Here is a 26,136-nt window from a genome sequence, read left to right as displayed (position 1 = left end):
CTACAGCCATGCCCATGCCTGATATCGCCCGCATCCTCAACAACAGCCGCACCATTGCCGTGGTCGGCCTGTCACCGAACCCCCAGCGCGCCAGTTACCAGGTCGCCGACTATATGCAGGCGCACGGCTACCGCGTCCTGCCCGTCAATCCAGCCTGCGCCGGCCAGCAACTGCTCGGCGAGCACTGCCACGCCACGCTGGCCGAGGCCGCCGCCGCCGTGGCGCCGGCGCGCATCGACATCGTCGACTGCTTCCGCAAAGCCGAGGACATCGTGCCGATCGCCCGCGACGCCATCGCCGTCGGCGCCGGCTGCCTGTGGACGCAGCTTGACATCGTCAACGAGGAGGCGGCCGAACTGGCGCGCGCCGCCGGCCTGGACGTGGTCATGGACCGCTGCCCGAAAATTGAACTGCCCTTGCTGAGCCGCTGAGGACACCATGAAAGCACGCGAGCAATTCCGCGCCGACAAGAACCAGAAGCTCGGCGACGCGGGCGCCGGCCTCAAGCTGCTGGGCGCCGCGTCCCGGTCCGGCAATGAAAAACTCAGCAAGGCCGAGTGCAAGGCGCTGGACCGCGAGGAAACGCTGGCGCTGACGGCGCAGATCGCCGAACTCCAGAGCATGCTGTACGCGCAGCGCCGGCAAAAAGTCTTGCTGGTGCTGCAGGGCATGGACACCTCCGGCAAGGACGGCACCGTGCAGGCGATGTTCAGCAACATCAATCCGATGGGCATACGCGCCGTCGCCTTCAAGGGACCGAGCGACATCGAGCTGGCGCACGACTACCTGTGGCGCGTGCACCAGCAGGTGCCGGCGCGCGGCGAGATCGCCATCTTCAACCGCAGCCATTACGAAGACGTGCTGATCACCCGCGTGCAGAAATGGATAGACGAGAAGGAAAGCCAGCGCCGCTACGCGCAGATCCGCGACTTCGAGCGCATGCTGGCCGAAACCGGCACCGTGATCGTCAAGGTCTTCCTGCACATCTCCAAGGAAGAGCAGCGCGAGCGCCTGCAGGAACGCCTCGACGACCCGGACCGGCAGTGGAAGTTCGACCCGAACGACCTGGCCCAGCGCAAATTATGGGACGACTACCAGCGCGCCTACGAGCTGGCGATACAGGAAACGGACTGCGGCCATGCGCCCTGGTACGTGGTGCCGGCCGACTCGAAGACGCAGCGCAACCTGGTGGTCGCCTCGCTGCTGCTGGAGACGATGCAGGACATGCAACTGGCCTTCCCGCCGCCGGACCCGAAACTGACGGCCCTCAGCGTCGTCTAGCGGCGCTGTGCACGGCGCTGCGCGGCGCGGCCAGGCGGTCGAGCATGGCCTTGACGGCCGCCATCTGCATGGCCGATTTCCTGTAAAAATCCGGCATGAAGGGATTCACGCTCGTATAGCCCCAGAAATCCCAGCAGCCGTTCGGGTTGTAAGGGTAGACCGGGCTGGCGTCGACCTGCGGATAGAGCACGATGATATTGTTGGTGTCGGCGACCTCGTTGTAGCCGGTGCCCTTGTAAAAACGCTCGCCTATGCTGGCGGCGCTCTGGTGGCAGCCGTGGAAGGCGACGTGCACGCGGCAGCTCTGCGTGTTGCACGACTTCGGCACATAGACATAAGCCGTGTTGCTCATGCTCGAATACGGGCTGTGCAGAAAACTGCGCTGGTTGAACTTGATGAAGGTGCCGCTCAACTGCGCCGCGGGCGGCTTCAAGTCAGGATACATGTGGAGCAGAATATCTTTGGCCTGGAAGAGATCGCAATCGTTGATATACGGCGAGGCCGTCGTCGGGCAAGCCAGGTCGCTATTCTTGTCCGTGATGAAGGCATGGCCGGCGTCGACATTGTTCACATAGCGCAACTGCGTTGCCGGCACGCCGGCCAACTGGTAAAACAACTGCGTCTGGTCGACGACGGCCTGCGTCACCGTCTTGTCCTGGGTGCCGCTGAACAGATAAATGCGCTGGCGCTGCACATTGGCCGTGTCGTCGATGGCGCGGTTGCGGGCGAAATCCTGGGCGGCGCTCCACAGCGTGGCGGCGGAGGGCGGCGCGACCCCGGCCTGGGCCGGATTCATGCAAGTGCTCATCGCATTCGTCAGATAGGGAATGTACGGAAACATGCCCGGCGAGCCGGAGCAATAATAAGGTCCGCCGGCGACAATACCGGCGCCGGCGACGGTGCCGGAAAAAGCGACGGCGAACTGGCCGGCCATAAACGCGCCGGACGACAAGCCCGACACCGACGTCTGCCGCAAATCCGCCTGAAAAGCGGGCAGGGCAACAGCGTCGGCCCCCTTGGCCTGGCCGTGCAGCGGCACCAAGCCGGCCGCGGCGAGCGCCGCCGCCAACAGCACAACAGACCTGCCACCCGCGCGTCGTCCAATAAACATGACCACCTCCAAAAGGAAAATCGACCCCTGGGCGCGCCCGCGCGCCAGGCCGGAGCGATGAGCATAGCGAAGAAAGCGGCCGCCGTGGCGCCGCTTCCGTCCGGCATGATTTCCATCAACTTTGGGGTCAGGTCTAGACATGGCGGTTTTCGGCGCCAAAAACCGCCATGTCTAGACCTGACCCCAAAGTTGCTCTGTGGCTCGCCCGGCAGCGCGATTGGCGTACGCGTCGCCGGTGTTTGGCTTAGAATGATTTTTTACTATTTCACGCGGCCTATGATGATGTCCAAGACTTTTTCGCGGTTTTTCGTTTTGTCCTCGCTGGCGTTGCTGGCGGCGGCGCCGGCTTTCGCCGAGTCGGCCAGTTGTCCGGCGATTTTGAAGCAGTCGTTTAAGCGTCTGCAGGATGAGGCGCCGCAGGATTTGTGCCAGTACGCCGGTAAGGTGGTGCTGGTGGTGAATACGGCCAGTTTTTGCGGCTATACGAGCCAGTATGAGGGGCTGGAGGCTTTGTATGCGAAGTACGCCGGCAAGGGTTTGGTCGTGCTCGGTTTTCCATCCAACGATTTCGGCAAGCAGGAGCCGGGCAGCAGCAAGGAGATCGCCGATTTTTGCTTTAACACGTATGGCGTGAAGTTCCCGATGTTTGCCAAGTCGGTGGTGTCGGGGCCGACGCCGAATCCCTTGTATGTGAATTTGATTAAGGCGACCGGCAAGACGCCGGCCTGGAATTTCCATAAGTATTTGATCGACCGCAACGGCAAGGTGCTGGAGAGTTTCCCGAGCAAGGTGACGCCGGACGATAAGAAGCTCGTCGGCGCGGTGGAAAAAGCGCTGGCGATGTAGTCGTCTTCATCGACGCGGGGGTGGCATGTCGAAAAAACTGTCGTATGCGGCCGATTTGCTCGGCTTGTCGCGCCTGACCGTCAGCGCCGTCGCCGGCGTGGCCGAGATGGCGGAGGCGCTGCATCTGACCGTGTTGCGCCAGGTCGGCACGCCGCTGGCCAAGCCGCTGGCGCGGGCCACGTCGCTGGTGTACCGCGGCGTGCGCGGCGTGACCGGCCTCGTCGGCGGCGGCATAGACGCGGCGCTGGCGCGGCTGCAGCCCTGGTTGGGCGAACACAGCGGCTGGGCCGGGCGCGACGCGCTGCTGGCGGCCGTGAATGGCGTGCTCGGCGATTATCTGGCCAGGACCGGCAACGGGCTGGCGTTGCCGATGGCGTTCCGCCGCGGCGGCGCCACGCTGGTGTTGCGGCGCGACGCCCTGCAGCAGGCCATACCCGCCGCCACGGGGCGCATCCTGGTGCTGGCGCATGGCTTGTGCATGCATGATGCGCAGTGGTTGCGCGGCGGCCACGACCACGGCGCGGCGCTGCAGCGCGAGCGCGCTTATACGGCCGTGTATTTGCGTTATAACAGCGGTTTGCATATTTCCAGCAACGGCCGGGCTTTCGCGGCCGCCTTGCAGCAATTGCTCGATAACTGGCCCGTGCCGGTGCGGGAATTGGTGATCGTCGGCCACAGCATGGGCGGCCTGGTGGCGCGCAGCGCCTGCCGCTATGGCGCCGAGGCCGGCCACGGTTGGTTGGCGCATTTGAGCAAGATGGTCTTTCTTGGTTCGCCCCACCAGGGCGCGCCGTTGGAGCGGGGCGGCAACTGGTTCCACGTCATTAGCGATATGAGCCCGTACACGGCGCCGTTTTCACGGCTGGGCAAGATCCGCAGCGCCGGCATCACGGATTTGCGCCACGGTAGCGTGCTCGACGAGGATTGGAACGGCAAGGACCGTTTCGCCCATGGCGCGCCCTTGCCGCAGGGCTTGCCCCTGCCGGCGGCCGTGCAGTGCTACGCCGTCGCCGCAACGATGGGCAAGGCCGAGGGCGACCTCGGCGACCGCCTGGCCGGCGACGGTCTGGTGCCGCTGGCGAGCGCGCTCGGGCGGCACGCCGAGGCGCGCCGCCAGCTCGATTTCCCGCCCGCCCGGCAATTGGTGGTGCGCCGGACCAGCCATTTGGGGTTGTTGGATTCGCCCGCCGTGTACCGGGCCTTGCTGGCCTGGTTGTAGGGGGTCAGAAGCGCGCTTTGAGCGGGCCGCGCAAGGCGTTGCAGACGACGATTTCCTGCGCCGCCAGCAGCATCGCGCGGGTGATGACGCGTTCGCTGGCGGCCCACGCCGGATCGGCCAGCAGAACGGCGCGCATGACGCCGGGCAGGGCGCCGCAGGCCAGCGGCGGCGTGTGCCAGCGTCCGTCCAGTTTGACGAAGACGTTGCTGCGGCCGCCTTCGGTCAGTTCGCCGCGCTCGTTGAAGAACAGTGTGTCGAAGGCGCCTTGCGCCTCGGCCTCGCGCCAGGCGGCGTCGTAGCGCGCGCGCACGCTGGTTTTGTGGCGCAGGAACAGTTCGTCGGCGCGCGTCGCGTCGCCGGCCAGCAGCACGCGCACCGGTTCGGCCAGCGGCGCCAGCGCGCCGCTTTGCACGCTGAAGGCGCCGCCGCCGTCTAGCGCCAGGCGCAGGCGCGCCGGCGCGCCCGGCGCCAGCTTTGCGCAGGCCGCGTCGAGCGCGGCGCCGGCCCGCGCCAGGTCGCAGTCGAATCCGAAGTAGCGCGCCGACGCGGCCAGCCGCGCCAGGTGCCGCTCGATATGGCGGCAGCCGTCGCGCGTCGCGTGCAGGGTTTCAAACAGTTCGAAGTCGTTTGGCAGGCCGGTCAGGAAGCGCGCCTTCAACTGGCATTCGGCGTATTCGTCGGCGCTGTCGCTGTCGTAGACGATGCCGGCGCCGACGCCCAGCTCGCCGGCGCGCACGCCGTGCGCCGGCGCTTGCAGGGCCAGCGTGCGGATCGGCACGGACATGCAGAAGTCGCCGACGGCGGCGCCGTCCGCCGGCGCCTCGAACCAGCCGATGGCGCCGGTGTAGAGGCCGCGCGCGTCCGCCTCCAGCTCGTCGATGATTTCCATGCTGCGCCGCTTGGGCGCGCCGGTGATCGAGCCGCAGGGGTAGAGCGCCTGGAAGATGTCGGCCAGCGTGGCGCCGGCGCGCAGGGTGGCGCGCACGGTCGAGGTCATCTGCAGCACGCCGCTGTAGCGCCGCACCTCGAACAGGGCCGGCACGGCGACCGTGCCGGTGGCGGCGACGCGGCCGATGTCGTTGCGCAGCAGGTCGACGATCATCAGGTTCTCGGCGCGGTTTTTCGGATCGGCCGCCAGCGCGGCGGCGCGGCGCGCGTTTTCGTCGTGCCGATCCGGCGCGGCCGCCGGGGCGGTGCCTTTCATCGGCCGCGCCGTCAGCTGGCCGCCTTGGTGGCGCACGAACAGTTCCGGCGACAGCGACAGCACGGCGCCGCCGTCGGGCAGCGCCACCAGCGCGCCGTAGGGCACCGGCTGGCGCGCCCGCAGCCTGGCATACAGCGCCAGCGGCGAGCCGAAGGCGTCGAAGCGCAGCCGGTAGGTGTAGTTGACCTGGTAGGTGTCGCCCGCCTCGATGTAGTCGTGGATGCGCGCCAGCGCGGCGTCGAAGGCCCGCCGGTCGACGCTGGCGCGGACGGCGGCGATGCCCGCCGGGCCGGCGCCGGCCGGCGCGCGCGCCGCCAGCCAATCGGCCACTTCGGGCTGCGACAGGCGGCGGCAGTGTTCGAAGACCAGCACCTGGGCCAGCGGCGCGGCGGCGCCGCGCCCGGCCATGCCCATCAGATGGGCGCCCAGTTCGTAGGCGCACAGGGCGACGGCGTGGCGGCCCTGGCGCAGCGCCTGTTGCATCTGTTCCAGCAGCGCCGTCCAGCCGGCGCCGTCCGCGCACGTCAGCGTGGCGAGGTGGCCGGTGTAGAGGCGCGAGCCGGCGCGGCCGGGATCGCCCGCGCCGGCGTCGTCGAGCAGGGCGAAGCACTCGCTGTTCATGCCGTGCCGCGTTTGGACAGGTAGATGCCGAGCAGTAGGACGGCGCCGCCGGCCATCTGCACGGGGCCGATGGCCTCGCCGAAGATGGCCCAGGCGGCGAGGGCGGCCGTCAGCGGCTGGATCAGCAGGCTGATCGACGACAGCGAGGACGGCAGGTGGGCGAAGGCGTAGGTGATGACGGTCTGGCCGCCGATCTGCGCGATCAGGGCCAGCCCCAGCAGCGGCAGCCAGCCGGCCGCGCCGGCCGGCCAGAAGTCGCCCGGCATCAGCAGCGCGAACGGCAGCAGGAACAGGGCGGTGATGCTGGTGCTCCAGGCCATCAGGCGCGCCGTCGAGTAGCTGGCGCGGCCGTCCTTGACGGCCAATTGGTAGGCGGCGTAGAAGCCGGCCACCAGCAGGCCCAGGCCGTCGCCGAGCAGGCGCGTGCCGCCCAGGCCGACGCTGGGGCCGACCAGCAGCACGGCGCCCGTCATCGCCAGCGCCATGCCGAGCAGGAAGCTGCGCGAGAAGCGGGCCTGGTATTTGAACCACAGCCAGGCGGCGATGCACAGCGGCGCCATGTTCGGCAGCAGCGTGGCGTTGGCGACGCTGGTGAAGTGCAGCGAGACGTGCCAGACGCCCATGTCGGCGGCGAAGAAGAAGCCGGCCAGCAGCAGCACGCGGCTGTAGTCGGTGCGCAGGCCGGCGGCGCGGTCGCCGCCGGCGCTGGCCAGCGCCCATACCCACAGCAGCGGCGCCGCCAGCGCCATGCGCCAGAACGCCGAGGCCACCGGGTTGACGTCGGACAGGCGCATCATGATGCCGGCGAAGCCGATCGCGGCGCCGCCCAGCAGCAGCGCGCAGAAGGCCAGCACGGGGAAGGGCTTGGTCGGCATCTCAGTTCAGCAGCAGGGCGATTTGCAGGGCGGCGTCCTGCGCCGGGTGGAGCTTGAAGCCGCTCTTGGCGTAGCGGTGCCAGCGCCCGATGATGAAGCTGAGCAGCATGGCGGCGCGCGCCGCCACCTCCGTTTCGTGGGCCTGGCCTGCGGCGGCGGCCAGCCGCAGCGACTGCTTCAGCGCCAGTTCGACGCGGTCGTGGAACTGGTTCATGCGCTGCTGCAGGCGCTCGTCCTCGTTGACCAGCACGTCGCCGATCAGCACCCGCGTCATGCCCGGATTGCCGGCGGCGAAGTTGAGCAGCATGCCGAGGATGTCGCGGGTCTGCGCGATGCCGTCGGCCTGTTTGTCGGCGATCTGGTTGATCAGGCCGAACACGCTGGCCTCGATGAATTCGATCAAGCCCTCGAACATCTGGGCCTTGCTGGCGAAGTGGCGGTACAGCGCCGCCTCCGAGACGCCGAGCCGGGAGGCCAGCGCGGCGGTGGTGATTTTTTCGCCTTTCGGTTGTTCCAGCATTGCGGCCAGAGCCTGAAGAATTTGCAGCCTGCGTTGGCCCGGCGGTGTGCTTGCCATGTGATCTCGTCTTGATTAAAAAGAAAGCCTTCAGCGCAGACGCTGCATGCGGGCCGGTAAATGTCTGACGGATTTTACTTTGACATCGACATAAGCGGGGCGATTTAACGTTTTTGGCAGGCCGGCCATGCCGATCGGGTCGGCCATGCGCAGGTATTGCGTGATCCACACCGTGCGCAGGCCCAGCGCCTTGGCGCTGCGCAGATTGGCCAGCGTGTCTTCGACGAGGATGCAGCGGCCGGCCCGCAGGCCCTGCCGGCGCAGCAGGCGCCGCAGCATCAGCCCGGACGGTTTCGGCCGCAGCTGGCGGTGCACCTGCATCGCCTCGATGGCGACGTGGTGCGAGAAATGGCGTTGCAGGCCGAGGTGGCGCATGACGTCGCGCGAATAGCGCTGCGGCGCGTTGGTCAGCAGGATTTTGCGGCCCGGCAGGCGCCGCAGCAGCTGCGCCAGGCCGCGCTCGGCCCGTATCATCGAGGCCAGGTCGTCCATCGCGTGGGTCTGCCGCAGGAAGTCGGCGGCGGCAACCTGGTGGTGCTTGACCATGCCCAGCAGCGTGGCGCCGTAGCGCCGCCAGTAGGCGCTGCGGGCGGCGTTGACGGCGGCGTCGCTGGCCGGCGTGCCGCCGTCGCCCAGCACCCGGGCGATGTAGGCGTTCATGTTCGCCGTGATCGCCGGGAAGATCGCATGCGAGGCGTTGTGCAGCGTGTTGTCGAGGTCGAACAGCCAGACCGGGGCGGAGCGGTTAATATTTGGCACGGGAGTCTTTACGCGAAACGATCAAAGGAATACATGCGACGCCAGATTATAGTGATGTTCTGTCTTTTCTTCCTGGCGGCGCCGCCGGCGGCCCGGGCCGAAGCGCCGGCCCAGGCCGCCGCCCCGGCGGGCGCGCCGAACCGCGGCGCGCTGTTCAAGGTCGAGGGCGGCGGCCACACGCTGTACCTGTTCGGCACCATCCACGTCGGCGCCGCCGATTTCTATCCGCTGGAGCCGCGCGTGACGGCGGCGCTGGAGCGCGCCAGCGTGCTGGCGCTGGAGGTCGACCCGAACGGCGACCCGGCCGCGGCCGCGCAGGCGCTGCGGCGCCACGGCCTGTACGCGGCCGGCGCCGGTCCGGCGGCGGCCGACATCGCGCCGGCCTTCCGGCCGCGCCTGGCGAAGCTGCTGCGCCAGTACGGCATCGCGCCGGAGTCGGTGGCGCCGATGAAGCCCTGGCTGCTGGCCAGCGTGCTGGCCGTCAGCGAGTTCGCCGCCCAGGGCTACCAGGCCGGCCTGGCGGTCGACTCCTACCTGTCGCGCCAGGCGCGCGAGCGCCGGATCCCGGTGCTGGAGCTGGAGTCGATGGCCGGCCAGATGGCCCTGTTCGACCGCATGACGGCGGCCGAACAGGGCCGCTTCCTCGAAGACGGCATCGCCGCCATCGAGGACCAGGAGCAGGCCGTCCAGGCCAGGCAGATCGCCCAGGCCTGGCGCACGGCCGACACGGCCGCCTTCGCGGCGCTGGCGCGCCAGGCCGCCGCCGACACCAGCTTCGCCGGGCAATTCGTGCAGAAGGTGCTGCTCGACGGGCGCAACCCGGCGCTGGCCGACGGCATCGCGGCGCTGCTGGCGCGCGAGCGCGACAGCATGGCGGCCATCGGCGTGCTGCACCTGGTGGGCGCGGACAGCGTCCCGGCCCTGCTGAAGCGGCGCGGCCTGCGGGTCGAACAAGTGTACTGAGTGTGTGGATTTACAACAGAGGACTGCGGATGGTGCCCTTGACGTGGATCGAACACGTGGCCTCTCCCTTACCAAGGGAGTGCTCTACCACTGAGCTACAAGGGCGCTGCTGCTGCGGCGCCTGGTGAAGTGCGCCGCGTTTGCTTTAGTGCGAACGGATCATAGTGCCAAATGCTTGTTCGGTCAACACTTCGAGCAATAATGAGTGCTCGATGCGGCCGTCGATGATGTGCACGGTGTTCACGCCGGATTTGGCGGCGTCCAGCGCCGATGAAATTTTAGGCAGCATGCCGCCCGAAATGGTGCCGTCGGCGAACATCTCGTCGATTTCGCGGGCCGACAGGTCGGTCACCAGCTTGCCCTGCTTGTCCTGCACGCCGGCGATGTTGGTCATCATGATCAGCTTTTCCGCCTTGAGGATTTCGGCGATCTTGCCGGCGACGACGTCGGCGTTGATGTTGTAAGCCTGGCCGTCCTGGCCGAAGCCGATCGGCGAGATGATCGGAATGAAGGCGTCGTCCTGCAGCGCCTTGACGACGGCCGGATTGATCGCGTCGATCTCGCCGACGAAGCCGATGTCGAGGAATTCGCCGGGTTTTTCGCGGTCGGGCATCTGCATGCGGCGCGCGCGGATCAAGCCGCCGTCCTTGCCGGTCAGGCCGACGGCCTGGCCGCCGTAATGGTTAATCAGCATCACGATGTCCTGCTGCACCTCGCCGCCCAGCACCCACTCGACCACTTCCATGGTTTCCTCGTCGGTGATGCGCATGCCCTGCACGAAGGTGCCCTGCTTGCCGATTTTCTTCAGCGCGTTGTCGATCTGCGGTCCGCCGCCGTGCACCACCACCGGATTCATGCCCACCAGCTTGAGCAAAATGACGTCGCGCGCGAAGCCGTGCTTGAGGCGCTCGTCGGTCATCGCGTTGCCGCCGTATTTGATGACGATGGTTTTGCCGTGGAAGTTGCGGATGTAGGGCAGGGCCTCGGCCAGAATCTGCGCCTTGATCTGCGGCGCCACCGCCGTCAAGTCGTCGTTCATGTCCAGGTTCAAGTTAGCAAGTTGAGTCATGGCGGGTCCGGAAAATATATTTTGGCGAATTTTACAGGGAAGATGCAAATCTTAGGATGCATTATAGGGCCATCTTGTTGTAAATTCTGCGGCTATCCTTTAGTCTGGGCCGATATGAGCACCGACAACGACCTTCACCGCCAGCTGGAAGCCATGCGCCCCCTGCTCGTGCGTTTCGCGCTATTGCAATTACGCAACGAAGCGCTGGCCGAAGACGCCGTCCAGGACGCCCTGATCGCCGTGCTGGAGCAGCCCGGCCGCTACGCCGGCCAGTCCTCGCTGCGCACCTATGTGACGGGCATCCTGAAGTTCAAGATCATCGACAACCTGCGCAAGTGCACGCGCGAGCGGCAGATCGACGCGCGCGAGGAGCAGTCCGAGGACGAGGCCATCGACGCCCTGTTCAGCGCCGACGGCCACACCCAGGCGATGCCGCTGCAGTGGGGCGATCCCGAACGCACGCTGGAGCAGAAAGATTTCTTTGCCGTGCTGGAAGCGTGCCTGGAGAAGCTGCCGGCGAAGACGGCGCGCATCTTCATGATGCGCGAGTGGCTGGAACTGGAAACCGAAGAAATTTGTAAGGAATTGTGTATCAGCGCGTCTAATGCCTGGGTGCTGCTGTACCGGGCGCGCATGCGTTTGCGCGAGTGCCTCGATTTGAACTGGTTCGGCGGCCGCCAAGTCCGCCCCTTGATTGCGCCATGAAGTCCAGAGAGGGTATGAATATGCAAAAAAAACCGCGCGGCCTGAAACCGACCTGCAGGGAAGTGCACCGCCTCGTTTCCGAGGGCATGGACCGCGAGCTTTCCACGGTCGAGCGCATCCGCATGCGCCTGCACCTGATGGTGTGCGGCGCCTGCACCCGCTTCAACGGGCAAATGGGCCTGCTGCGCCGCGCCATGCGCAGCTTCCCGCCCGACGCCGGCGCGCCCGGGCGCGAGCGGCCATGAGCATTTGCGGCCGCTGCGGCGCCGCCTTCGGCTGCGCGATGGCCGACCCCGGCGCCGCCGAGCCGTGCTGGTGCACGGCGCTGCCGCCGGTGGTGGCGCTGCCGGCCGCGCCGGGCGGCGCCTGCTGGTGCCCCGACTGCCTGCGGCGCCATATCGCCGCCCAGACGGCGCCCGCGCCCGCCGCGGAATAGCCGGCCGCACCCCGCAAACGCAAATTTTCCTTGCCTCAAGCGCGCGCTTCGCCTCAGACTCCGTATTTAAATGTTTCCGAGGGGAATTAGAATGCGTTTTAGGGATATCCGGATCAGCGTCCGCATCAACGCCGGTTACGCGATCCTGATCTTGTTGATGATGAGCGTGATCCTCATTTCGGTGAGCCGGATCTACGCGATCCGCGCCGAAAACGACCACCGCCTGCGCGACGACTGGGCGGCGGCGGCGGCGATCAACAGCATCAACACCCAATCGCACGAGGCGGCCACGCGCATCGTCAGCCTGATCATCCAGACCAAGCTGGCCCAGCGCATCGACGGCTACACCCGCATCGACGCGATCAAGCGCAGCATCGACGCCGAGCTGGACAAGCTGGCCCGGCTCGACGCCAGCCCCGAGGCGCGGCGCATGATAGCCGCGGTCAAGCGCGCCCGCGCCGACTACTACAGCACCTTCATCGCCGTGGCCGACCTGGTCGAGGAGGACGACCGCGCCGGCGCCGAGGCGAAGATGAAGAGCATGGCGCTGCCGGCGCTGGAGCGCCTGCTGGCGCAGATCCGCGTGCTCGACGACTACCAGCAGCGCCAGGTGCAGGCCGGCGCGGCGCGGATGCGCGCCGACATCAACGCCTCGCTGCTGCTGATGACGGGCATCGGCCTGGCCGCCGTGCTGGTCGGCACGGCCTTCGCCATGTCGGCCCGTTCGATCACCCGCCCGCTCGACGAGGCCATCGCCATCGCCACCCGGGTCGCCAACGGCGACCTCAGCTCGGTGATCGAGATCAGCTCGCGCGACGAGACGGGCGAGCTGCTGCAGGCGCTGAAAAACATGAGCGCCAGCCTGGCCGCCGAACAGCAGTTGCGCCACGCCGTCGAGGTGGCCGAGGACGCCACCAAGATGAAGTCCGACTTCCTGGCCAACATGTCGCACGAAATCCGCACGCCGATGAACGGCATCATCGGCATGACCCACCTGGCGCTGCAGACGGACCTGACGGCGAAGCAGCGCAACTACCTGGAAAAGGTCGAATCGGCGTCGAAGAACCTGCTCATCATCATTGACGACATCCTCGACTTCTCGAAGATCGAGGCCGGCAAGATGGAGTTCGAGAACGTCGACTTCTACCTGGAGGACGTGATGGCGCAGATCGCCGACCTGTCCATCATCCGCGCCCAGGACAAGGGCCTGGAGCTGCTGTTCGACGTCGCCGCCGACGTGCCGGTGGCGCTGCGCGGCGATCCGCTGCGGCTGGGCCAGGTGATGATCAACCTGACCAACAACGCCATCAAGTTCACCGAGCGCGGCGAGATCGTCGTCAGCATCCGCCTGCTGCGCCGGGACGCCCAGTCGGCCTGGCTGCGCGTCGAGGTGCGCGACACCGGCATCGGCCTGAATCCGGCCCAGCGCGACAAGCTGTTCCAGGCCTTCACCCAGGCCGACACCTCGACCACGCGCCACCACGGCGGCACCGGCCTGGGGCTGACCATCAGCAAGCGCCTGGTGGAGATGATGGACGGCGAGATCGGCCTGGAGAGCGCGGCCGGCGTCGGCAGCACCTTCTTCTTCACGGCCCGCTTCGACCTGGCCGAGCTGCCGCACCCGGCCGACGGCACGGCGGCCGACCTGTCGGGCCTGCGCGTGCTGGTGGTCGACGACAACGCCAGCGCCCGCGGCATCTTCCTCGGCATGCTGGCGGCGCTGCATTTCGACGCCGCCGCCGTCGCCGGCGGCGCCCAGGCGCTGCAGGCGCTGGCCCGCGCCCGCGACGAGGGCCGGCCCTACGGCCTGGTGCTGATGGACTGGCAAATGCCGGGCATGAGCGGGCTGGAGGCCAGCGCCGCGATCCGCGCCAGCGCCGGCGCCGACGCGCCCAAGGTCATCGTCGTCACCGCCTACGCCCGCGAGGTGCTGCTCGACGAGCTGCGCGCCCAGCAGATCGACGGCCTGCTGAACAAGCCGGTCAGCGCCTCCACCCTGCTCGACAGCATCTCGCTGGTGTTCGGCCGCGACCTGGGCAACTGCCGCAAATCGCGCCGCCAGACCGACTACCGGGCCGCCGAACTGTCCGTGCGCGGCGCCTGGCTGCTGCTGGTCGAGGACAACGAGGTGAACCAGGAGGTGGCGCAGCAGATCCTCAGCGACGCCGGCGTGCGCGTCGACATCGCCAGCAATGGCGCGATGGCGCTGGCGAAGATCGCCGTCAACGACTACGACGGCGTGCTGATGGACTGCCAGATGCCGGTGATGGACGGCTACGACGCCACCCGCAAGCTGCGCGAGAACGCCCGCCACGCCCGCCTGCCGGTGATCGCCATGACGGCCAACGCCATGGTCGGCGACAAGGAGAAATGCCTGGAGGCCGGTATGGACGACTTCATCGCCAAGCCGATCGACGTGGCGCAGCTGTTTTCGACGCTGGCGCGCTGGATCGCGCCCAAGCATCCGCAGGAGGAGGCGGCGGCGGCGGCGCCGGAGGCGCGCGTCGGCGAGGCGTTGCCGGCCATCGCCGGCCTGCGCATGGAGGCGGCGCTGCGGCGCATCGGCGGCAATCTCCAATTGATGCGAAAATTGCTGGAGCGCTTCGCCGCGACCCAGGCCGAGGCGATCGCGCGCATCGGCGCCGCGATCGACAACAACGACCTGGAGACGGCCACGCGCGAGGCGCACACGCTGAAGGGCCTGGCCGGCAACATCGGCGCCGTCGCCCTGGCCGACAGCGCCGCGGCGGTCGAGCATCTGCTGGCGCACGGCGCCGGCGAGGCGCTGGAACTGGCGCTGGCGGCGACCTCGCAGGAACTGCAGCGCCTGCTGCCCGGCATCGTCCAGGCGCTCGACGACAAGGCGGCGCCGCCGCAGGCCGAGATGGCGCCGGCCAGCGCCGCCGAACTGGCCCGCCTGGGCGAGGCCATGCGCGCGCTGGCGGCGCTGCTGGGCCAGGACGACGCGGCGGCGCTCAAGCAGGTCGAGCAGATCTGCGCGATGCTGACGGCGGCCGGCCAGGCCGAGCAGGCGCGCCAGTTGCGCCGCCTGCTCGGGCAATACGATTTCGAGGGAGCGCTGGCGCAGTTGCACGAGGCGGCCGCGGCGCTGGAGGTGACACTGTGAGCGAAGGACAGGCGATGCAACAGCCCTATGCCAAACCGACCATCCTGGTCGTCGACGACACGCCGGACAACATCGAGCTGCTGTGCGCCGTGCTGGAAAACGACTACCGCACCAAGATCGCCGTCAACGGCGAGCGCGCCCTGAAGATCGCCAACGGCGCCGAGCCGCCCGACCTGATCCTGCTCGACATCATGATGCCGGGCATGAGCGGCTACGAGGTGTGCCAGGCGCTCAAGGCCGGCGCGGCCACGCGCGACATCCCCGTCATTTTCGTGACGGCGATGAGCGAGGTGGCCGACGAGCAGCTTGGCCTGTCGCTGGGCGCGGTCGACTACATCACCAAGCCGATCTCGGCGCCCATCGTGCTGGCGCGCATCAAGACCCAGCTGGCGATGAAGCGCGTGCACGACTTCCTGCGCGACCAGAACCACTTCCTGGAAACCGAAGTCGAGCTGCGCGTGCGCGAAATCGCCGCGCTGCAGGACGTGACGATCCACGCGATGGCCTCGCTGGCCGAGACGCGCGACAGCGAGACGGGCAACCACATCCGCCGCACCTCGCACTACGTCAAGGCGCTGGCCGAGAAGCTGCGCGGGCATCCGCGCTTCAGCGGCTTCCTGACCGACAAGACCATCGAGCTGCTGTTCAAATCGGCGCCGCTGCACGACATCGGCAAGATCGGCATCCCCGACCACATCCTGCTGAAACCGGGGCCGTTCGAGCCGCACGAGATGGAAATCATGAAGACCCACACCACCCTGGGGCGCGACGCCATCCTGGCGGCCGAGCGCGAGCTGGGCATCGAGGTCGACTTCCTCAAGTACGCCAAGGAGATCGCCTACGGCCACCAGGAGAAATGGGACGGCAGCGGCTATCCGCAGGGGCTGGCCGGCGACGCGATTCCGATCTCGGCGCGGCTGATGGCGGTGGCCGACGTCTACGACGCGCTGATCAGCCGGCGCGTCTACAAAGAGGGCATGACGCACGAACAGGCGGTGGCCATCATCAGCGAGGGGCGCGGCAGCCACTTCGACGCCGACATGGTCGACGCCTTCCTGGCCATCGAGGACGAATTCCGCGCCATCGCGCGGCGCTACGCCGACGGCGACGGCGACATGGGCAAAAAACGTGAAAGAATGGAGTTGTTTATCAAATAAAATAGCCTGGGCGGCCGCCGGCCGCCCCTCCCTCTACGAAAGATGCCGATGTCTAGCGCAGTGGAATACCTTGGATTTGCGGCCGCGGCCTGCACCACCTGCTCCTTCATCCCGCAAGTGCGGCTGGTGTGGCGCGAACGCCAGGCCCAGGGCGTCTCGCTCAGCATGTATCTGATCATGACCTTCGGCGTCTTCCTGTGGCTGTGCTACGGCCTGATGATAGACGCCTGGCCGGTGGTCGCCGCCAACGGCGCGACGCTGGTGCTGGCCTCCAGCGTGCTGATCATGAAGTGGCGCTTCGAGCGCGGCGGGGCGGCGGCGCCGCGGGCCTGACCCCGGCCTTACGGCCCCACCGTCTCGAAAAACCGCATCATCTCGCGGCTCGCGTCCGGCCCCCTGGCGTCGGTGTAACTGCCGCTGTCGCTGCCGCCCGACCAGGCGTGGCCGGCGCCGTGGATCACCCAATGCTCGCCCAGCGGCGAACCGTCCGGGTGGCGGTGCGTGGTGCGGGTGTAGCGGTGGCCGTTCGGCACGCTGCCCGAATCGATCGAGGCCGCCGCCGCGGCGCCGTGCTCCTGGCTGCGCAAGCCCTGCGCCATCACTTCCTCGCCGTTGCGCGGATTGACGGTGGTGTCGCGGTCGCCGTGGAACACGATGATGGGCACGCCGCCGGCCGGCGCCTTGCGGCTGGCGCTGGCGCCGCCCTTCATCGCCGCCAGCGCCGACGGCAGGTCCTGGGCCGAGGCGAAAGGCAGGCCGGAATGCACGCCGACCGCCGCGAACAGCTCCGGATACAGCGCGCCGACGATGACCGCCATCGCGCCGCCGGCCGACAGCCCGGCGACATACACCTGGCGCCGGTCGACCGGATACTTGTCGATGACCTGCTGGGCGATGCCGGCGATGATCGAGGGCTCGCCCTGGCCGCGCTGCTGGTCGAGGGCGTTGAACCAGTTCCAGCAGCGCGAATTGTTGGCGCTCTTGGCCTGCGCCGGATACACGACGAAGCACTGCTTCTCCTCGGCCACCGCGTTCATCCGCGTGCCGTTGGCGAAATCGTCGGGGTTCTGGGTGCAGCCGTGCAGCATCACCAGCAGCGGCATGGCCTGGCCGTGGAAGCTGCTGGGGATGTACAGCTTGTAGTCGCGGCCGCCGGCGTGGTTGCGGAAGGAGCCGCCGACGAATTGGGCGCCCGGCGCCAGCTCGGGCGGCGGCGCCGCCGGGCGCCGTTTCCTCATGCCCGGCAGGTCCAGGGAATTCAGGTCGAAGGCGGGCAGGTCGAAGCCCTTCTGGCCCGTGCCCTGCGGCATGCCCAGGCGCGCCATGAACTCCTGGGCCATCTGTTGCGGCGTCTGCGGCTGGCGTTGCGGCGCCTCGGCGGCCTGCGGCGCGGCCTTGGCCGAGGCGCCGCGCGGCGGCGGATTGATGTCGTGCATGCCGCGCGCCTGCGCCGCCTGCGCGTCGGCCATCGCCTGCTGCATCGTCGCGGCGGCCGCGCCGCCCTTGCCGAACAGCTTCTTGCTGGCGTCGCGCAGCTGCGCAAAAAATTGCTTATTGATTTTCATGGCCATCTTTCCAAATGTGCGCGCGAGGCTCAGGCAGACAGAGGCCGGCTCTGCGCGTTAGTGAATTCGTCCCGCCAAGGCGGCTTTTACAACGGCGCTTGCGTGCAAGGCGCCCAATACAAAGATCGATTCGATGGTCGCCAGCGCCAGTTCCACCGACACGTCGCTGGCGATGCTGGCCAGGCCGAGCACCTGGATCTGCAGGCGCTGGCCGGCGGCCTGGAGCGCCTCCAGATCCTCGCGGGAATAATGCTGCATTCCCAACACGAGGCTCTTGCGCGCCACAGTTTGCCGGACCACGTCGGCGTGGGTGTTCAACTGATTGCGGATCGCCGTGCGGATCAGGTCCGTGCGGTTCGAGTAAAACCCTTCCTGAACCAATAAATCGATCTGTCCCAGGTCGATCGGACCGAGGTTAATCGTGATTTTTTCTGATTCGCTGACTTTTAGTTTGCTTTCCAGTTTGCTCATAAGTCTCCGTAATACGCTCTATGGCATCCAACCACCATCTGTATGGATGGTAGTATAGGCGTGTGATGGTCGAAGTCAAGCACGATTCCTGAGGAAGCGCGGTTTCTGGCGGAAAGAGGGGGAGGGAAGGAGGGGGCGCGGCGGCGCCCGCTTCAGGGACGATGTCGCCTGCCGCCGCCGGAGTCCGGACGGACCCCGGTTTTATGCCTTTGGGCAATAGCTCAATGTAATTGGTGGCGGAAGGCGCGCACGCCCAGCAGCACGCCGGCGCACAGCAGCACGATGCCGCCGGCGATGGCCGCGCCGGGCAGGGCGCCGCGCAGGATGAAGGCGTACAGCAGGGCGAACAGGGTTTCAAAGACGATCAACTGGCCGGCCAGCGAAGTCGGCAGGCGCTGGCTGGCCTGATTCCACAACAGCGTGCCGAGCCAGGAGGCCGTCAGGCCCACCAGCAGCATCAGGCCGACGAAGCGCAGCGGCTGCGGCCCCAGCGGAAAGTCGAAGCCGGTCTGGCCGATGCTGGCGTAGGCGCCATAGCCGAACAGGCCGAGCAGGGCCAGCGGCAGCGTCACCAGTCCCTGCGCCGTGGCCCAGGTGACGGAATGGATATGCGGATTCGCCTTCAGGTGGCGGGCGTTCATCACCGGATACCAGGTCCAGGCGGCGACGCCACCGGCGGCCAGCAGGCAGCCGACGACATAATCGGCCAGGCTGCGCTGTCCGCCGGCCTGGCGGAAGGCATCGAGCTCGCTGGCGTTGACCAGCAGCAGGCCGGTGAGGATGATCAGCAGCGACGGCGCCAAACGGCTCCAGGCCACGCTTTCTGACGGATGGCCGGGGCTCCAGTTGGAAAAGACCGCGATGGCCACCGGCAGCGTGCCGATCAACATGGTCGGCAGCGGCGAACCGGCCATCTGGATCGCGCTGGCCAGCATCGCGTAATACAGCAGGTTGCCGATCAGGGCCAGCTTGAGCGCGCGCCGCCAGTCGGCGCGCGACAGCGCGCGCATGCGCTTGCGGTCCAGCCAGGCCGGCAGCAGCGCGATCAGGCCGAAGGCGACGTAGCGGCCGAAGGACAGCACCATGCCCGGATAGTCGCCCAGCATCAGCGGCACGACGAAGACCAGCCCCCACAACAGCCCGGCGCCGAGGGCGCACAACACCCCGATCAACATGGCGTGCCTGCTTTGAATCTTGTCGATGCCATGTCCATGCCCGCGCCTTGAATAGTAAAACGCCAGCTTAGCGCGTCCTCAGCGCGGCGGTCTTGTACCAATTTGCTGTTGATACTGGGCCGGCGTGACGCCGTAGCTGCGCTTGAACCAGCGGTTCAGGTGGCTCTGGTCGGTCAGGCCGACGGCGCCGGCCGCCAGCGCCGGGCTGACGCTGCGCGCCAGCAAGCCCTTGGCGCGCACCACGCGGCGCGCCTGCACGTACTGCTGCGGCGTGCAGTTGAAGGTGGCGACGAAGACGCGCACGAAATGGAACAGCGACAGATTCGCCTCGGCGGCCAGCATCTCGATGCGCAGGCTGCCCTCCAGGTTCGCCTCGATGCAGTCGAGCACGCGGCGCATCGCCAGCGAGCGGCGCATCTGCGCCGCCGAGCCGCTGCCCTCGGCGCGCACCTTGCCGCCGTAGCGCTGCACCAGCGCGTCGACCAGCACCGTGAACTCGGACGTGAAGGCGACGTCGTCGTCGGCCTGCCACATGCGCGCGAAGACGCCGCGGTAGGCCCGCGCCAGCTCCGGGTCGTGCACGGCCGCCTCGGGGAAATAGACCTCGGTGCCGGCCAGCGCGCGCAGCGTGTCCGGTTCGATGTAGAGCATCTGATAAGTCCAGCCGGTGGCGATTTCGGCCTGGCCGGTGTGGATCTCGTCGGCGTTCAGCGTCACCAGCGTGTCGGCCGGCGCCACGTGCTCGCTGCCCTTGTAGCGGAAGCGTTCGACGCCGGACTCGATCGCGCCCAGCGAATAGCTCTCGTGCGCGTGCGGCGCGAACGCGTGCTCGACCAGGCGCGCCATATACAGCTCGACGCCGGGCAGGTGCGGGCTGGCTTTGAAGCGGACGAATTCGCTGGGATGGCGGAACATGGCGTTGGACGGCGAGGGCGGGGCAAGGAAAAGACTATACACCGGCCGGGCCGGTTTTGTGCAAGCGACATCGCGGCGCCGTTTCGCGGCATAATGGACGCTGATTCCGCCAACCCGCCCAGTTCTATGAGCCCCGATTTCCCCGCCGAGGCGTCGCCGCCCTCGCCCTGCATCAGCCTGTGCAAGATGGACCAGGACACCGGCCTGTGCCAGGGCTGTTTGCGCACCATCGACGAAATTATCCAGTGGGGCCGGGCCGACGACGACTTCAAGCGCGCCGTCTGGGCCGACATCAAGCGCCGCGAAGAACTGATTCAATTCGACTAAGGACGTCCATGCCTTTCTACACACCGCGGCAAACCGTCAGCGGACCCGCCTATGGCACCGGTTTCAAGGTATTTGCCAGCGTCGTCACGTTCGGCCTGCTGGCCTACGGCGCCAGCGTCGCGCTGCGTTTTCCGCTGGGCCAGTACGGCCTGGGCGTCAAGGCGCTGCTGCTCGCCTCGATGGTGATGCTGGGCGTGAGCTATTACTGGTTCCTGCGCGCCCGCACGACGATAGACGCCACCGGCATCCGCCAGAGCTGGGTGTACGACAAGCGGGTCGACTGGAGCGACGTGCGCGGCGCCAAAATGATCGGCATCCCCTACCTGTCCTGGCTGTTTCCGCCGCGCATGGTGGTGCGGACCGGCAACGCCTTCACCACCTTCAACGGCGGCTCGCAGGACGTGCTGATCGAATTCGCCCAAATCTCGCTGGCTTTCCAGATGAAGCGATGACGGCGCTGCCGGACGCGATCCGCGTCTTCGAGCGCGGCTGGCTATCGTCGAACAACGTCCTGCTGGTCGGCGCGGACGACACGGCGCTGATCGACAGCGGCTACCTGACGCACGCGCCGCAGACGCTGGCGCTGGTGCGGCACGGCCTGCAGGGACGGCGCCTCGACCGCCTGCTCAACACCCACCTGCACTCCGACCACTGCGGCGGCAACGCCGCGCTGCAAGCCCACTACGGCTGTCACACCTCGATTCCGGCGGCGGAGGCGGACAAGGTGCGGCGCTGGGACAGCGAGGCGCTCAGCTTCAAGGCCACCGGCCAGCAATGCGAACGCTTCGGCTTCGACGCCACCATCGCGCCGGGCGAACTGCTGACGCTGGGCGGGCTGGCATGGCAGGCGCTGGGCGCGCCGGGGCACGACCCGCACTCGCTGATCTTTTACTGTCCCGCCGAGCGCATCCTGATCTCGGCCGACGCGCTGTGGGAAAACGGCTTCGGCATCATCTTCCCCGAACTCGACGGCGCCTCCGGCTTCGCCGAAACGCGCGCGACGCTGGAGCTGATCGGCGGGCTCGACGTGCGTCTCGTCATTCCGGGCCACGGCGCGCCGTTCGGCGACGTCGCCGGCGCGCTGCGGCGGGCCCACTCGCGCCTTGACTACCTGATGGCGGACCCGCTGCGCAACGCCCAGAATGCCATCAAGGTGCTGCTCAAATTCCTGCTGCTGGAGCGGCAAAGCATCGCGCTGGCCGACGTGCCGGCGCTGTTGACGGCGATGCCGGTGTTCGACGCGGCCAACCGGCGCTTCCTGCGGCAGGGGCCGGAAGCGCTGGGCCAGTGGGCCGTCGAGCAACTGCTGAGGGCCGGCGCGGCCCGCGTCGAGGGCGAGCACTTACTCAACGAAGCCTGAGGCGGGGGAGGGACGGCGATCTCCGGGAAATCGCCTCGCGAAAATTCAGGTCCGCCGCCAAATTCAGCACGATCGTACTTTTTCGCTCTATAATCGTTGCGAGTTCATCCGATCAATTTTCCGTCAGCGAGTTCGTCATGGCCCTGCCCCTTGCGTTGCAAAACCTCTCTCTTCCCGTCATCGCCTCGCCGATGTTCATCGCCAGCGGCCCGGCCCTGGTGGCGGCCCAGTGCAAGGCTGGCATCGTCGGCTCTTTCCCGGCGCTGAACGCCCGGCCGGCCGAGCTGCTCGACACCTGGCTGACCGAGTTGCAGGCCGATCTGGCCGCCTTCCAGGCCGCCAATCCCGAGGCCAAGGTCGGCCCGATCGCCGTCAACCAGATCGTCCACCAGTCGAACGACCGGCTGGCGCACGACGTCGCCGTGTGCGTGGCGCACAAGATCCCCATCATCATCTCCTCGCTGCGCGCACCGCCGAAGGAAATGCTGGACGCCATCCACAGCTATGGCGGCATCGTGCTGCACGACGTGATCTCGATCCGCCACGCGAAGAAGGCGCTGGAGGCGGGCGTGGACGGCCTGATCTTGGTGGCCAGCGGCGCCGGCGGCCACGCCGGCACGCTGTCGCCGTTCGCGCTGGTGGGCGAGGTGCGTAAATTCTTCAAGGGTCCGCTGGCGCTGTCGGGCTCGATCGCCACCGGCGACGCCGTGCTGGCGGCGCAGGCGATGGGCGCCGACTTCGCCTACATCGGCTCGCGCTGGCTGGCGACGCAGGAATCGAACGTCGACGACGGCTACCGCGACGCCATCGTCGAATCGGCGGCGGCCGACATCGTCTACACCAACCTGTTCACTGGCGTGCACGGCAATTACCTGAAAAAATCCATCGTCGCCGCCGGCCTCGACCCGGAAGCCTTGCCGGAAGCGGACAAGAGCGCGATGAACTTCGGCTCCGGCGGCGCCAAGGCATGGCGCGACATCTGGGGCGCGGGCCAGGGCGTCGGCTTGATGGATGACGTGCCGACGGTGGCCGAGATGGTGGCGCGCCTGAAGGCGGAATACGCGGCCGCGCGGGCGCGCTTGAGCCTGTAAGGCGGGGCGGGGGCGCTGCCGGGGGCGTTGCCAGGGGCGTTGCCGGGGGCGTTGCCGGGGCGCGCCCCGGTCCGTGACTAGGGTGCGCTGCTCAAATCTTCCGGGCGGATCGCCCGCAGGTCCGGCAGATTGCGCCAGTAACCGTAAGCATCCATGCCGAAGCCGACGACAAAGCGGTTCGGAATGACCAGACCGACAATATCGGCCGTGCACGGCTTGGCCTTGCCGATCGCCTTATCGGCGAACACGGCCAGGATCACCTCGGCGGCGCCCATATCGAGCAGGCGCTGCTTGACGTGGGCCAGCGTTTCGCCCTCGTCGAGGATGTCGTCGAGCACGATGACGGTGCGGCCGGCCACGTTCGAGCGCGGAATCACCTTCCAGACCACCTCGCCGCCGCGGTCGTCGTCGCCGTAGCGGCTGACGTGGATGTAGTCGAACTCCAGCGGGAAGGTCAGCTGCGGCAGCAGGTTGCCGGTGAAGACCACGGCGCCGCCCATCACACCTAGCACCAGCGGGAACTCCTCGCAAGCGGGATCGTCGAAACGGGCATTCAACACATCGGCCATGCGCGCGACGGCCGCCTGCACCGCATCCTGATCGAAAAGCAACTCCGCGTTTTTAATCAGGGCGCGGGCCCGAGTGTGATGGAATTCTTGCATGATCTTTGCGGAAAAAAGTGAATCCCGCCATTATCCTGCAAATCCGCAACAATGGGTCAGGTCTAGACATGGCGGTTTACTGTCTCTAAAACGCAAAAAACCGCCATGTCTAGACCTGACCCCAAAGTTGTTCAGTTGTAATCGCGCTGGTCGTCGATGAGCTTGCCATCGGTCGGCAGGCTGCCGCGCGCGACGATGCGCACGTCGCCGCGCAATTTGGTCAGTTCGCGTATCGTCGCGACGATGGCCGCCGCGCCGCCGTCGTCCGCCGCCGCCGCTTCCATTTCGCAGTGCAGGGTCATGCTTTCGTTGGCGACGCTGCCCGTCAGGATGAGCCGCGCCTTTAGTATCGCCGGGTGGCGCCGCGCGATGTCGTGGATGTGCGAGGGGTGCACGAACATCGCCCGCACTTTGGTCGATTGGTCGGCCCGCCCCAGCCAGCCTTTGATGCGGGTGTTGGTGCGCCCGCACGGCGCCGCGCCGCCGTCTCGCACGATGGCCGACAGGTCGCCGGTGGCGAAGCGGATCAGCGGGTAGTCGGGGTTGAACAGGGTGACCAGCACTTCGCCGACCTCGCCCTCGGCCACCGGCTCGCCGCTGCCGGGGTGGACGATTTCCAGCAGGACGTCTTCGTCGAGCACCATGCCGGGGTGGAGCACGCCGTCGCTGGCGCTTTCGTAGGCGATGCTGCCGATGTCGGCCGAGGCGTAGGTCTGGAAGACGTGCGGCACGCCGTTCTCGCGGAACCAGGCGCGCAGCGATTCGGGCAGTGCTTCGGCGCCCATCACGGCGCGTTTGACGCTGCTGATGTCGGCGCCCATTTCGCGCGCTTTTTCGATGATCAGTTTCAGGAAGGAGGGCGTGCCGACGTAGGTGTCGGGTTTCAGGTCGGCCATCGCCAGCACCTGCATTTCGGTCTGGCCGCTGCCGGCCGGGATGACGCTGCAGCCGATGCGCGCGGCGCCGCCTTCGACCATGAAGGCGGCCGGCGTGAAGTGGTAGGAGAAGCAGTTCTGCAGCAGGCCGCCGGCGCGCACGCCGGCCGCGTAGAGCGGCCGCGCGAAGCGCCACCAGTCCGGGCCGCGCCCTTCGGGGTCGTAGATCGGCCCCGGCGACATGTAGATGCGCGCCAGCTCGCTGGTGGGGCTGCTGGCCAGGCCGCCGAACGGTTTGTCCTGCTGTTGCAGTTGTTTCAGGTCGGCTTTGCGCGTCACCGGCAGGCGCGCCAGCGCGGCGCGGTTGTCGATGTCGCTCGGGTTGACGCCGCGCAGGATGCGCGCCCAGCCCGGCGCGCTCTGCGCCTGGGCGATCAGCGCCGGCAGGCGCGCCATCATTTCCCGTTCGCGCGCGTCGGGCGCGCGCCGTTCCAGGCTGTCTAGCGTTGCGCTCATTGGTCCTGCCCTCCGATTTCACGTTGCAGTTTTTTGCTCAGTTTGGCCACGATCAGGCCGTGGGCGCGGCGCAGCAGGGCCGCCGCCTCGGCGTCGCCGAGCGCCTTCGGGCGGGCGATCTGCACCCATTTCGCCCGCGCCAGGTAGGGCGCCGGGATGATGCCGGGCCGGTCCGTCAGTTCGAGGAAGCGTTCGTCCTCGACCTTGAAGCTGAGGGTGGGCGCCGCCTCGCTGCCGCCGAAGATGGCGAACATTTTCAGCCCGACGGAAAAGACCACGTTGCTGCCCCATTTGATGTCTTCGCTGGCGGCCGGCATCGCGCGGCACACGGCTTTCGCTTGTTCCAGGTTCATGCGCTCGTCCTCAGGCCAGCCAGCGCTTGCGGCGGCGGTAGAATTTCATGTCGCGGAAGCTGGTGCGGCCGGCCCCGGAGACGCCCAGGTAGAATTCCTTGACGTCTTCGTTGCTGGCCAGTTCGCCGGCCTGGCCCTCCATGACGACGCGGCCGTTTTCCAGGATGTAGCCGAAGTCGGCGTAGCGCAGCGCGACGTTGGTGTTTTGCTCGGCCAGCAGGAAGGAGACGTTTTCCCGCTGGTTCAGGTCTTTGACGATGCCGAAGATTTCGTCGACGATTTGCGGCGCGATGCCCATCGACGGTTCGTCGAGCAGTATCATCGACGGCTTCGCCATCAGCGCGCGGCCGATCGCGCACATCTGCTGTTCGCCGCCCGAGGTGTAGCCGGCCTGGCTGGCGCGGCGCTCTTTCAGGCGCGGGAAGTAGTGGTAGACCTTGTCGAGCGAGTCCTTCAGTTCGGAGCGGCCGATGTGCCGCGTGTAGGCGCCGGTCAGCAGGTTTTCTTCGATGCTCAGGTGGCCGAAGCAGTGCCGCCCCTCCATCACCTGCGACAGGCCGCGCTTGACCAGTTCGTTCGGCGTCAGCTGGTCGACCCGCTCTCCCTTGAATTGCACCTCGCCCTTGGTGACGTCGCCGCGCTCGCCGCGCAGCAGCGTCGAGATGGTTTTCAGCGTGGTCGATTTGCCGGCGCCGTTGGCGCCCAGCAGGGCGACGATTTTCCCCTGCGGCACCTGCAGCGAGACGCCTTTCAGGACCAGGATGACGTGGTCGTAGATGACTTCGATGTTGTTGACCGACAGATAGGGCTGGGTGGCTGTTGTCATGGCTGGCTTTGCTAAGTTAAACATGGTGCGGGCGCTGCGGCGCCGGGGCC

29 protein-coding genes and 1 tRNA gene are annotated in these 26,136 nt (G+C 67.4%); 15 read left to right on the top strand and 15 right to left on the bottom strand.

Going from position 1 to position 26,136, the window contains the following annotated elements; genetic code table 11:
- The first annotated feature begins 14 nt into the window (after positions 1–14).
- Together OIK44_RS09335 and OIK44_RS09330 are read left to right on the top strand one after the other, a co-directional pair.
- Positions 15–431, top strand: a complete 417-nt coding sequence (locus OIK44_RS09335; protein ID WP_273670463.1) for a CoA-binding protein — start codon at positions 15–17, stop codon at positions 429–431.
- A gap of 7 nt (positions 432–438) precedes the next feature.
- On the top strand, positions 439–1,281 hold the full coding sequence (locus OIK44_RS09330) for a PPK2 family polyphosphate kinase (protein WP_273670462.1): 843 nt from the start codon (positions 439–441) through the stop codon (positions 1,279–1,281).
- Here the strand turns inward: OIK44_RS09330 and OIK44_RS09325 are convergent.
- Complete coding sequence (locus tag OIK44_RS09325; protein ID WP_273670461.1) at positions 1,268–2,392, bottom strand: extracellular catalytic domain type 2 short-chain-length polyhydroxyalkanoate depolymerase; 1,125 nt, start codon at positions 2,390–2,392, stop codon at positions 1,268–1,270. The two genes, OIK44_RS09330 and OIK44_RS09325, sit on opposite strands and share 14 nt — an antisense overlap.
- A 282-nt stretch (positions 2,393–2,674) precedes the next feature.
- On the opposite strand from OIK44_RS09325, the gene OIK44_RS09320 reads away from it, so the two are divergent.
- Together OIK44_RS09320 and OIK44_RS09315 are read left to right on the top strand one after the other, a co-directional pair.
- Positions 2,675–3,238, top strand: coding sequence for a glutathione peroxidase (locus OIK44_RS09320; RefSeq protein WP_273670835.1), 564 nt, complete (start codon positions 2,675–2,677; stop codon positions 3,236–3,238).
- A 25-nt stretch (positions 3,239–3,263) separates the two neighbouring features.
- Positions 3,264–4,457: an esterase/lipase family protein gene (locus OIK44_RS09315; protein ID WP_273670460.1), complete on the top strand. Its 1,194-nt coding sequence runs from the start codon at positions 3,264–3,266 to the stop codon at positions 4,455–4,457.
- A gap of 4 nt (positions 4,458–4,461) precedes the next feature.
- Here the strand turns inward: OIK44_RS09315 and pabB are convergent, their stop codons facing one another.
- Genes pabB through OIK44_RS09295 form a run of 4 tightly spaced genes read right to left on the bottom strand, consistent with a single transcriptional unit; the run spans position 4,462 to position 8,493 of the window.
- Positions 4,462–6,282 carry an aminodeoxychorismate synthase component I gene (gene pabB, locus OIK44_RS09310; RefSeq protein WP_273670459.1) on the bottom strand — a complete coding sequence of 607 codons (1,821 nt, stop codon included), beginning with the start codon at positions 6,280–6,282 and terminating at the stop codon, positions 4,462–4,464.
- Positions 6,279–7,157 carry a DMT family transporter gene (locus tag OIK44_RS09305; protein ID WP_273670458.1) on the bottom strand — a complete coding sequence of 293 codons (879 nt, stop codon included), beginning with the start codon at positions 7,155–7,157 and terminating at the stop codon, positions 6,279–6,281. Before OIK44_RS09305 ends, pabB begins: the two co-directional genes overlap by 4 nt.
- Before the next feature lies 1 nt (position 7,158).
- Positions 7,159–7,734: a nucleoid occlusion factor SlmA gene (gene slmA, locus OIK44_RS09300; RefSeq protein ID WP_273670457.1), complete on the bottom strand. Its 576-nt coding sequence runs from the start codon at positions 7,732–7,734 to the stop codon at positions 7,159–7,161.
- Between the two features lie 30 nt (positions 7,735–7,764).
- The gene (locus OIK44_RS09295) at positions 7,765–8,493 is read right to left on the bottom strand and encodes a pyrimidine 5'-nucleotidase (protein WP_273670456.1); all 729 of its coding nucleotides are present in this window, start codon (positions 8,491–8,493) and stop codon (positions 7,765–7,767) included.
- 54 nt (positions 8,494–8,547) lie between these two features.
- Between OIK44_RS09295 and OIK44_RS09290 the strand changes: the two genes are divergently transcribed.
- Positions 8,548–9,456: a TraB/GumN family protein gene (locus tag OIK44_RS09290; RefSeq protein ID WP_273670455.1), complete on the top strand. Its 909-nt coding sequence runs from the start codon at positions 8,548–8,550 to the stop codon at positions 9,454–9,456.
- Between the two features lie 30 nt (positions 9,457–9,486).
- Here OIK44_RS09290 and OIK44_RS09285 read toward each other — a convergent pair.
- A tRNA-Thr gene (locus OIK44_RS09285) sits at positions 9,487–9,561 on the bottom strand.
- A 40-nt stretch (positions 9,562–9,601) separates the two neighbouring features.
- Positions 9,602–10,495, bottom strand: a complete 894-nt coding sequence (argB, locus tag OIK44_RS09280; RefSeq protein ID WP_273670834.1) for an acetylglutamate kinase — start codon at positions 10,493–10,495, stop codon at positions 9,602–9,604.
- Between the two features lie 144 nt (positions 10,496–10,639).
- Here argB and OIK44_RS09275 point away from each other — a divergent pair, with 144 nt between their 5' ends.
- The 6 genes from OIK44_RS09275 (at position 10,640) to OIK44_RS09250 (ending at position 16,283) form a co-directional block, all read left to right on the top strand.
- Positions 10,640–11,230 (top strand): sigma-70 family RNA polymerase sigma factor, encoded by a 591-nt coding sequence (locus OIK44_RS09275; protein WP_273670454.1) that lies wholly within the window; start codon positions 10,640–10,642, stop codon positions 11,228–11,230.
- A 20-nt stretch (positions 11,231–11,250) separates the two neighbouring features.
- Positions 11,251–11,475: a zf-HC2 domain-containing protein gene (locus OIK44_RS09270; RefSeq protein WP_273670453.1), complete on the top strand. Its 225-nt coding sequence runs from the start codon at positions 11,251–11,253 to the stop codon at positions 11,473–11,475.
- Positions 11,472–11,666 carry a cysteine-rich CWC family protein gene (locus OIK44_RS09265; protein ID WP_273670452.1) on the top strand — a complete coding sequence of 65 codons (195 nt, stop codon included), beginning with the start codon at positions 11,472–11,474 and terminating at the stop codon, positions 11,664–11,666. The genes OIK44_RS09270 and OIK44_RS09265 overlap by 4 nt, the downstream gene beginning before the upstream one ends.
- A gap of 91 nt (positions 11,667–11,757) precedes the next feature.
- Positions 11,758–14,793, top strand: a complete 3,036-nt coding sequence (locus OIK44_RS09260) for a response regulator (protein WP_273670451.1) — start codon at positions 11,758–11,760, stop codon at positions 14,791–14,793.
- Between the two features lie 14 nt (positions 14,794–14,807).
- Entirely contained in the window at positions 14,808–15,950 is a 1,143-nt protein-coding gene (locus OIK44_RS09255; protein ID WP_273670450.1) for a response regulator, read from the top strand.
- 48 nt (positions 15,951–15,998) lie between these two features.
- A complete protein-coding gene (locus tag OIK44_RS09250) occupies positions 15,999–16,283 on the top strand; it encodes a SemiSWEET transporter (RefSeq protein WP_273670449.1) in 285 nt (94 codons plus the stop codon).
- Between the two features lie 8 nt (positions 16,284–16,291).
- Here the strand turns inward: OIK44_RS09250 and OIK44_RS09245 are convergent, their stop codons facing one another.
- The 4 genes from OIK44_RS09245 to OIK44_RS09230 form a co-directional block, all read right to left on the bottom strand.
- On the bottom strand, positions 16,292–17,515 hold the full coding sequence (locus OIK44_RS09245) for an extracellular catalytic domain type 1 short-chain-length polyhydroxyalkanoate depolymerase (protein WP_273670448.1): 1,224 nt from the start codon (positions 17,513–17,515) through the stop codon (positions 16,292–16,294).
- Between the two features lie 57 nt (positions 17,516–17,572).
- Positions 17,573–17,986 carry a CopG family transcriptional regulator gene (locus OIK44_RS09240; RefSeq protein WP_273670447.1) on the bottom strand — a complete coding sequence of 138 codons (414 nt, stop codon included), beginning with the start codon at positions 17,984–17,986 and terminating at the stop codon, positions 17,573–17,575.
- 221 nt (positions 17,987–18,207) lie between these two features.
- The gene (locus tag OIK44_RS09235; protein WP_273670446.1) at positions 18,208–19,161 is read right to left on the bottom strand and encodes a DMT family transporter; all 954 of its coding nucleotides are present in this window, start codon (positions 19,159–19,161) and stop codon (positions 18,208–18,210) included.
- Between the two features lie 78 nt (positions 19,162–19,239).
- Complete coding sequence (locus OIK44_RS09230) at positions 19,240–20,076, bottom strand: AraC family transcriptional regulator (protein WP_273670445.1); 837 nt, start codon at positions 20,074–20,076, stop codon at positions 19,240–19,242.
- 126 nt (positions 20,077–20,202) lie between these two features.
- Here OIK44_RS09230 and OIK44_RS09225 point away from each other — a divergent pair, with 126 nt between their 5' ends.
- The 4 genes from OIK44_RS09225 (at position 20,203) to OIK44_RS09210 (ending at position 22,854) form a co-directional block, all read left to right on the top strand.
- Positions 20,203–20,403, top strand: coding sequence for a DUF1289 domain-containing protein (locus OIK44_RS09225; protein WP_273670444.1), 201 nt, complete (start codon positions 20,203–20,205; stop codon positions 20,401–20,403).
- Between the two features lie 8 nt (positions 20,404–20,411).
- Positions 20,412–20,855, top strand: coding sequence for a hypothetical protein (locus OIK44_RS09220; protein ID WP_273670443.1), 444 nt, complete (start codon positions 20,412–20,414; stop codon positions 20,853–20,855).
- Positions 20,852–21,763, top strand: a complete 912-nt coding sequence (locus tag OIK44_RS09215; protein WP_273670442.1) for an MBL fold metallo-hydrolase — start codon at positions 20,852–20,854, stop codon at positions 21,761–21,763. The genes OIK44_RS09220 and OIK44_RS09215 overlap by 4 nt, the downstream gene beginning before the upstream one ends.
- A 137-nt stretch (positions 21,764–21,900) precedes the next feature.
- Complete coding sequence (locus OIK44_RS09210) at positions 21,901–22,854, top strand: NAD(P)H-dependent flavin oxidoreductase (RefSeq protein WP_273670441.1); 954 nt, start codon at positions 21,901–21,903, stop codon at positions 22,852–22,854.
- A 77-nt stretch (positions 22,855–22,931) separates the two neighbouring features.
- Here OIK44_RS09210 and OIK44_RS09205 read toward each other — a convergent pair whose 3' ends face one another.
- From OIK44_RS09205 to OIK44_RS09190, 4 genes are all read right to left on the bottom strand, one after another.
- On the bottom strand, positions 22,932–23,516 hold the full coding sequence (locus OIK44_RS09205; protein WP_273670440.1) for a hypoxanthine-guanine phosphoribosyltransferase: 585 nt from the start codon (positions 23,514–23,516) through the stop codon (positions 22,932–22,934).
- A 131-nt stretch (positions 23,517–23,647) separates the two neighbouring features.
- Positions 23,648–24,907: a phenylacetate--CoA ligase family protein gene (locus tag OIK44_RS09200; RefSeq protein ID WP_273670439.1), complete on the bottom strand. Its 1,260-nt coding sequence runs from the start codon at positions 24,905–24,907 to the stop codon at positions 23,648–23,650.
- Complete coding sequence (locus OIK44_RS09195; RefSeq protein ID WP_273670438.1) at positions 24,904–25,260, bottom strand: MmcQ/YjbR family DNA-binding protein; 357 nt, start codon at positions 25,258–25,260, stop codon at positions 24,904–24,906. The genes OIK44_RS09200 and OIK44_RS09195 overlap by 4 nt, the downstream gene beginning before the upstream one ends.
- 10 nt (positions 25,261–25,270) lie before the next feature.
- Positions 25,271–26,086 carry an ABC transporter ATP-binding protein gene (locus OIK44_RS09190; RefSeq protein WP_273670437.1) on the bottom strand — a complete coding sequence of 272 codons (816 nt, stop codon included), beginning with the start codon at positions 26,084–26,086 and terminating at the stop codon, positions 25,271–25,273.
- Between the last annotated feature and the right edge of the window lie 50 nt (positions 26,087–26,136).

The sequence above is a fragment of the Janthinobacterium fluminis genome (genome assembly GCF_028595325.1).
GTDB lineage: Bacteria > Pseudomonadota > Gammaproteobacteria > Burkholderiales > Burkholderiaceae_D > Janthinobacterium > Janthinobacterium fluminis.
The sequence above is the reverse complement of the archived record's forward strand: the minus strand, read 5'-3'. Positions and strand labels throughout refer to the sequence as shown.

Coding starts and splice junctions, on each gene's coding strand:
- OIK44_RS09335 (WP_273670463.1), top strand. CDS start 15: ATGCCTGATATCGCCCGCATCCTCAACAACAGCCGCACCATTGCCGTG.
- OIK44_RS09330 (WP_273670462.1), top strand. CDS start 439: ATGAAAGCACGCGAGCAATTCCGCGCCGACAAGAACCAGAAGCTCGGC.
- OIK44_RS09325 (WP_273670461.1), bottom strand. CDS start 2,392: ATGTTTATTGGACGACGCGCGGGTGGCAGGTCTGTTGTGCTGTTGGCG.
- OIK44_RS09320 (WP_273670835.1), top strand. CDS start 2,675: ATGTCCAAGACTTTTTCGCGGTTTTTCGTTTTGTCCTCGCTGGCGTTG.
- OIK44_RS09315 (WP_273670460.1), top strand. CDS start 3,264: ATGTCGAAAAAACTGTCGTATGCGGCCGATTTGCTCGGCTTGTCGCGC.
- pabB (WP_273670459.1), bottom strand. CDS start 6,282: ATGAACAGCGAGTGCTTCGCCCTGCTCGACGACGCCGGCGCGGGCGAT.
- OIK44_RS09305 (WP_273670458.1), bottom strand. CDS start 7,157: ATGCCGACCAAGCCCTTCCCCGTGCTGGCCTTCTGCGCGCTGCTGCTG.
- slmA (WP_273670457.1), bottom strand. CDS start 7,734: ATGGCAAGCACACCGCCGGGCCAACGCAGGCTGCAAATTCTTCAGGCT.
- OIK44_RS09290 (WP_273670455.1), top strand. CDS start 8,548: ATGTTCTGTCTTTTCTTCCTGGCGGCGCCGCCGGCGGCCCGGGCCGAA.
- argB (WP_273670834.1), bottom strand. CDS start 10,495: ATGAACGACGACTTGACGGCGGTGGCGCCGCAGATCAAGGCGCAGATT.
- OIK44_RS09275 (WP_273670454.1), top strand. CDS start 10,640: ATGAGCACCGACAACGACCTTCACCGCCAGCTGGAAGCCATGCGCCCC.
- OIK44_RS09270 (WP_273670453.1), top strand. CDS start 11,251: ATGCAAAAAAAACCGCGCGGCCTGAAACCGACCTGCAGGGAAGTGCAC.
- OIK44_RS09265 (WP_273670452.1), top strand. CDS start 11,472: ATGAGCATTTGCGGCCGCTGCGGCGCCGCCTTCGGCTGCGCGATGGCC.
- OIK44_RS09260 (WP_273670451.1), top strand. CDS start 11,758: ATGCGTTTTAGGGATATCCGGATCAGCGTCCGCATCAACGCCGGTTAC.
- OIK44_RS09255 (WP_273670450.1), top strand. CDS start 14,808: ATGCAACAGCCCTATGCCAAACCGACCATCCTGGTCGTCGACGACACG.
- OIK44_RS09250 (WP_273670449.1), top strand. CDS start 15,999: ATGTCTAGCGCAGTGGAATACCTTGGATTTGCGGCCGCGGCCTGCACC.
- OIK44_RS09245 (WP_273670448.1), bottom strand. CDS start 17,515: ATGAAAATCAATAAGCAATTTTTTGCGCAGCTGCGCGACGCCAGCAAG.
- OIK44_RS09240 (WP_273670447.1), bottom strand. CDS start 17,986: ATGAGCAAACTGGAAAGCAAACTAAAAGTCAGCGAATCAGAAAAAATC.
- OIK44_RS09235 (WP_273670446.1), bottom strand. CDS start 19,161: ATGTTGATCGGGGTGTTGTGCGCCCTCGGCGCCGGGCTGTTGTGGGGG.
- OIK44_RS09230 (WP_273670445.1), bottom strand. CDS start 20,076: ATGTTCCGCCATCCCAGCGAATTCGTCCGCTTCAAAGCCAGCCCGCAC.
- OIK44_RS09225 (WP_273670444.1), top strand. CDS start 20,203: ATGAGCCCCGATTTCCCCGCCGAGGCGTCGCCGCCCTCGCCCTGCATC.
- OIK44_RS09220 (WP_273670443.1), top strand. CDS start 20,412: ATGCCTTTCTACACACCGCGGCAAACCGTCAGCGGACCCGCCTATGGC.
- OIK44_RS09215 (WP_273670442.1), top strand. CDS start 20,852: ATGACGGCGCTGCCGGACGCGATCCGCGTCTTCGAGCGCGGCTGGCTA.
- OIK44_RS09210 (WP_273670441.1), top strand. CDS start 21,901: ATGGCCCTGCCCCTTGCGTTGCAAAACCTCTCTCTTCCCGTCATCGCC.
- OIK44_RS09205 (WP_273670440.1), bottom strand. CDS start 23,516: ATGCAAGAATTCCATCACACTCGGGCCCGCGCCCTGATTAAAAACGCG.
- OIK44_RS09200 (WP_273670439.1), bottom strand. CDS start 24,907: ATGAGCGCAACGCTAGACAGCCTGGAACGGCGCGCGCCCGACGCGCGC.
- OIK44_RS09195 (WP_273670438.1), bottom strand. CDS start 25,260: ATGAACCTGGAACAAGCGAAAGCCGTGTGCCGCGCGATGCCGGCCGCC.
- OIK44_RS09190 (WP_273670437.1), bottom strand. CDS start 26,086: ATGACAACAGCCACCCAGCCCTATCTGTCGGTCAACAACATCGAAGTC.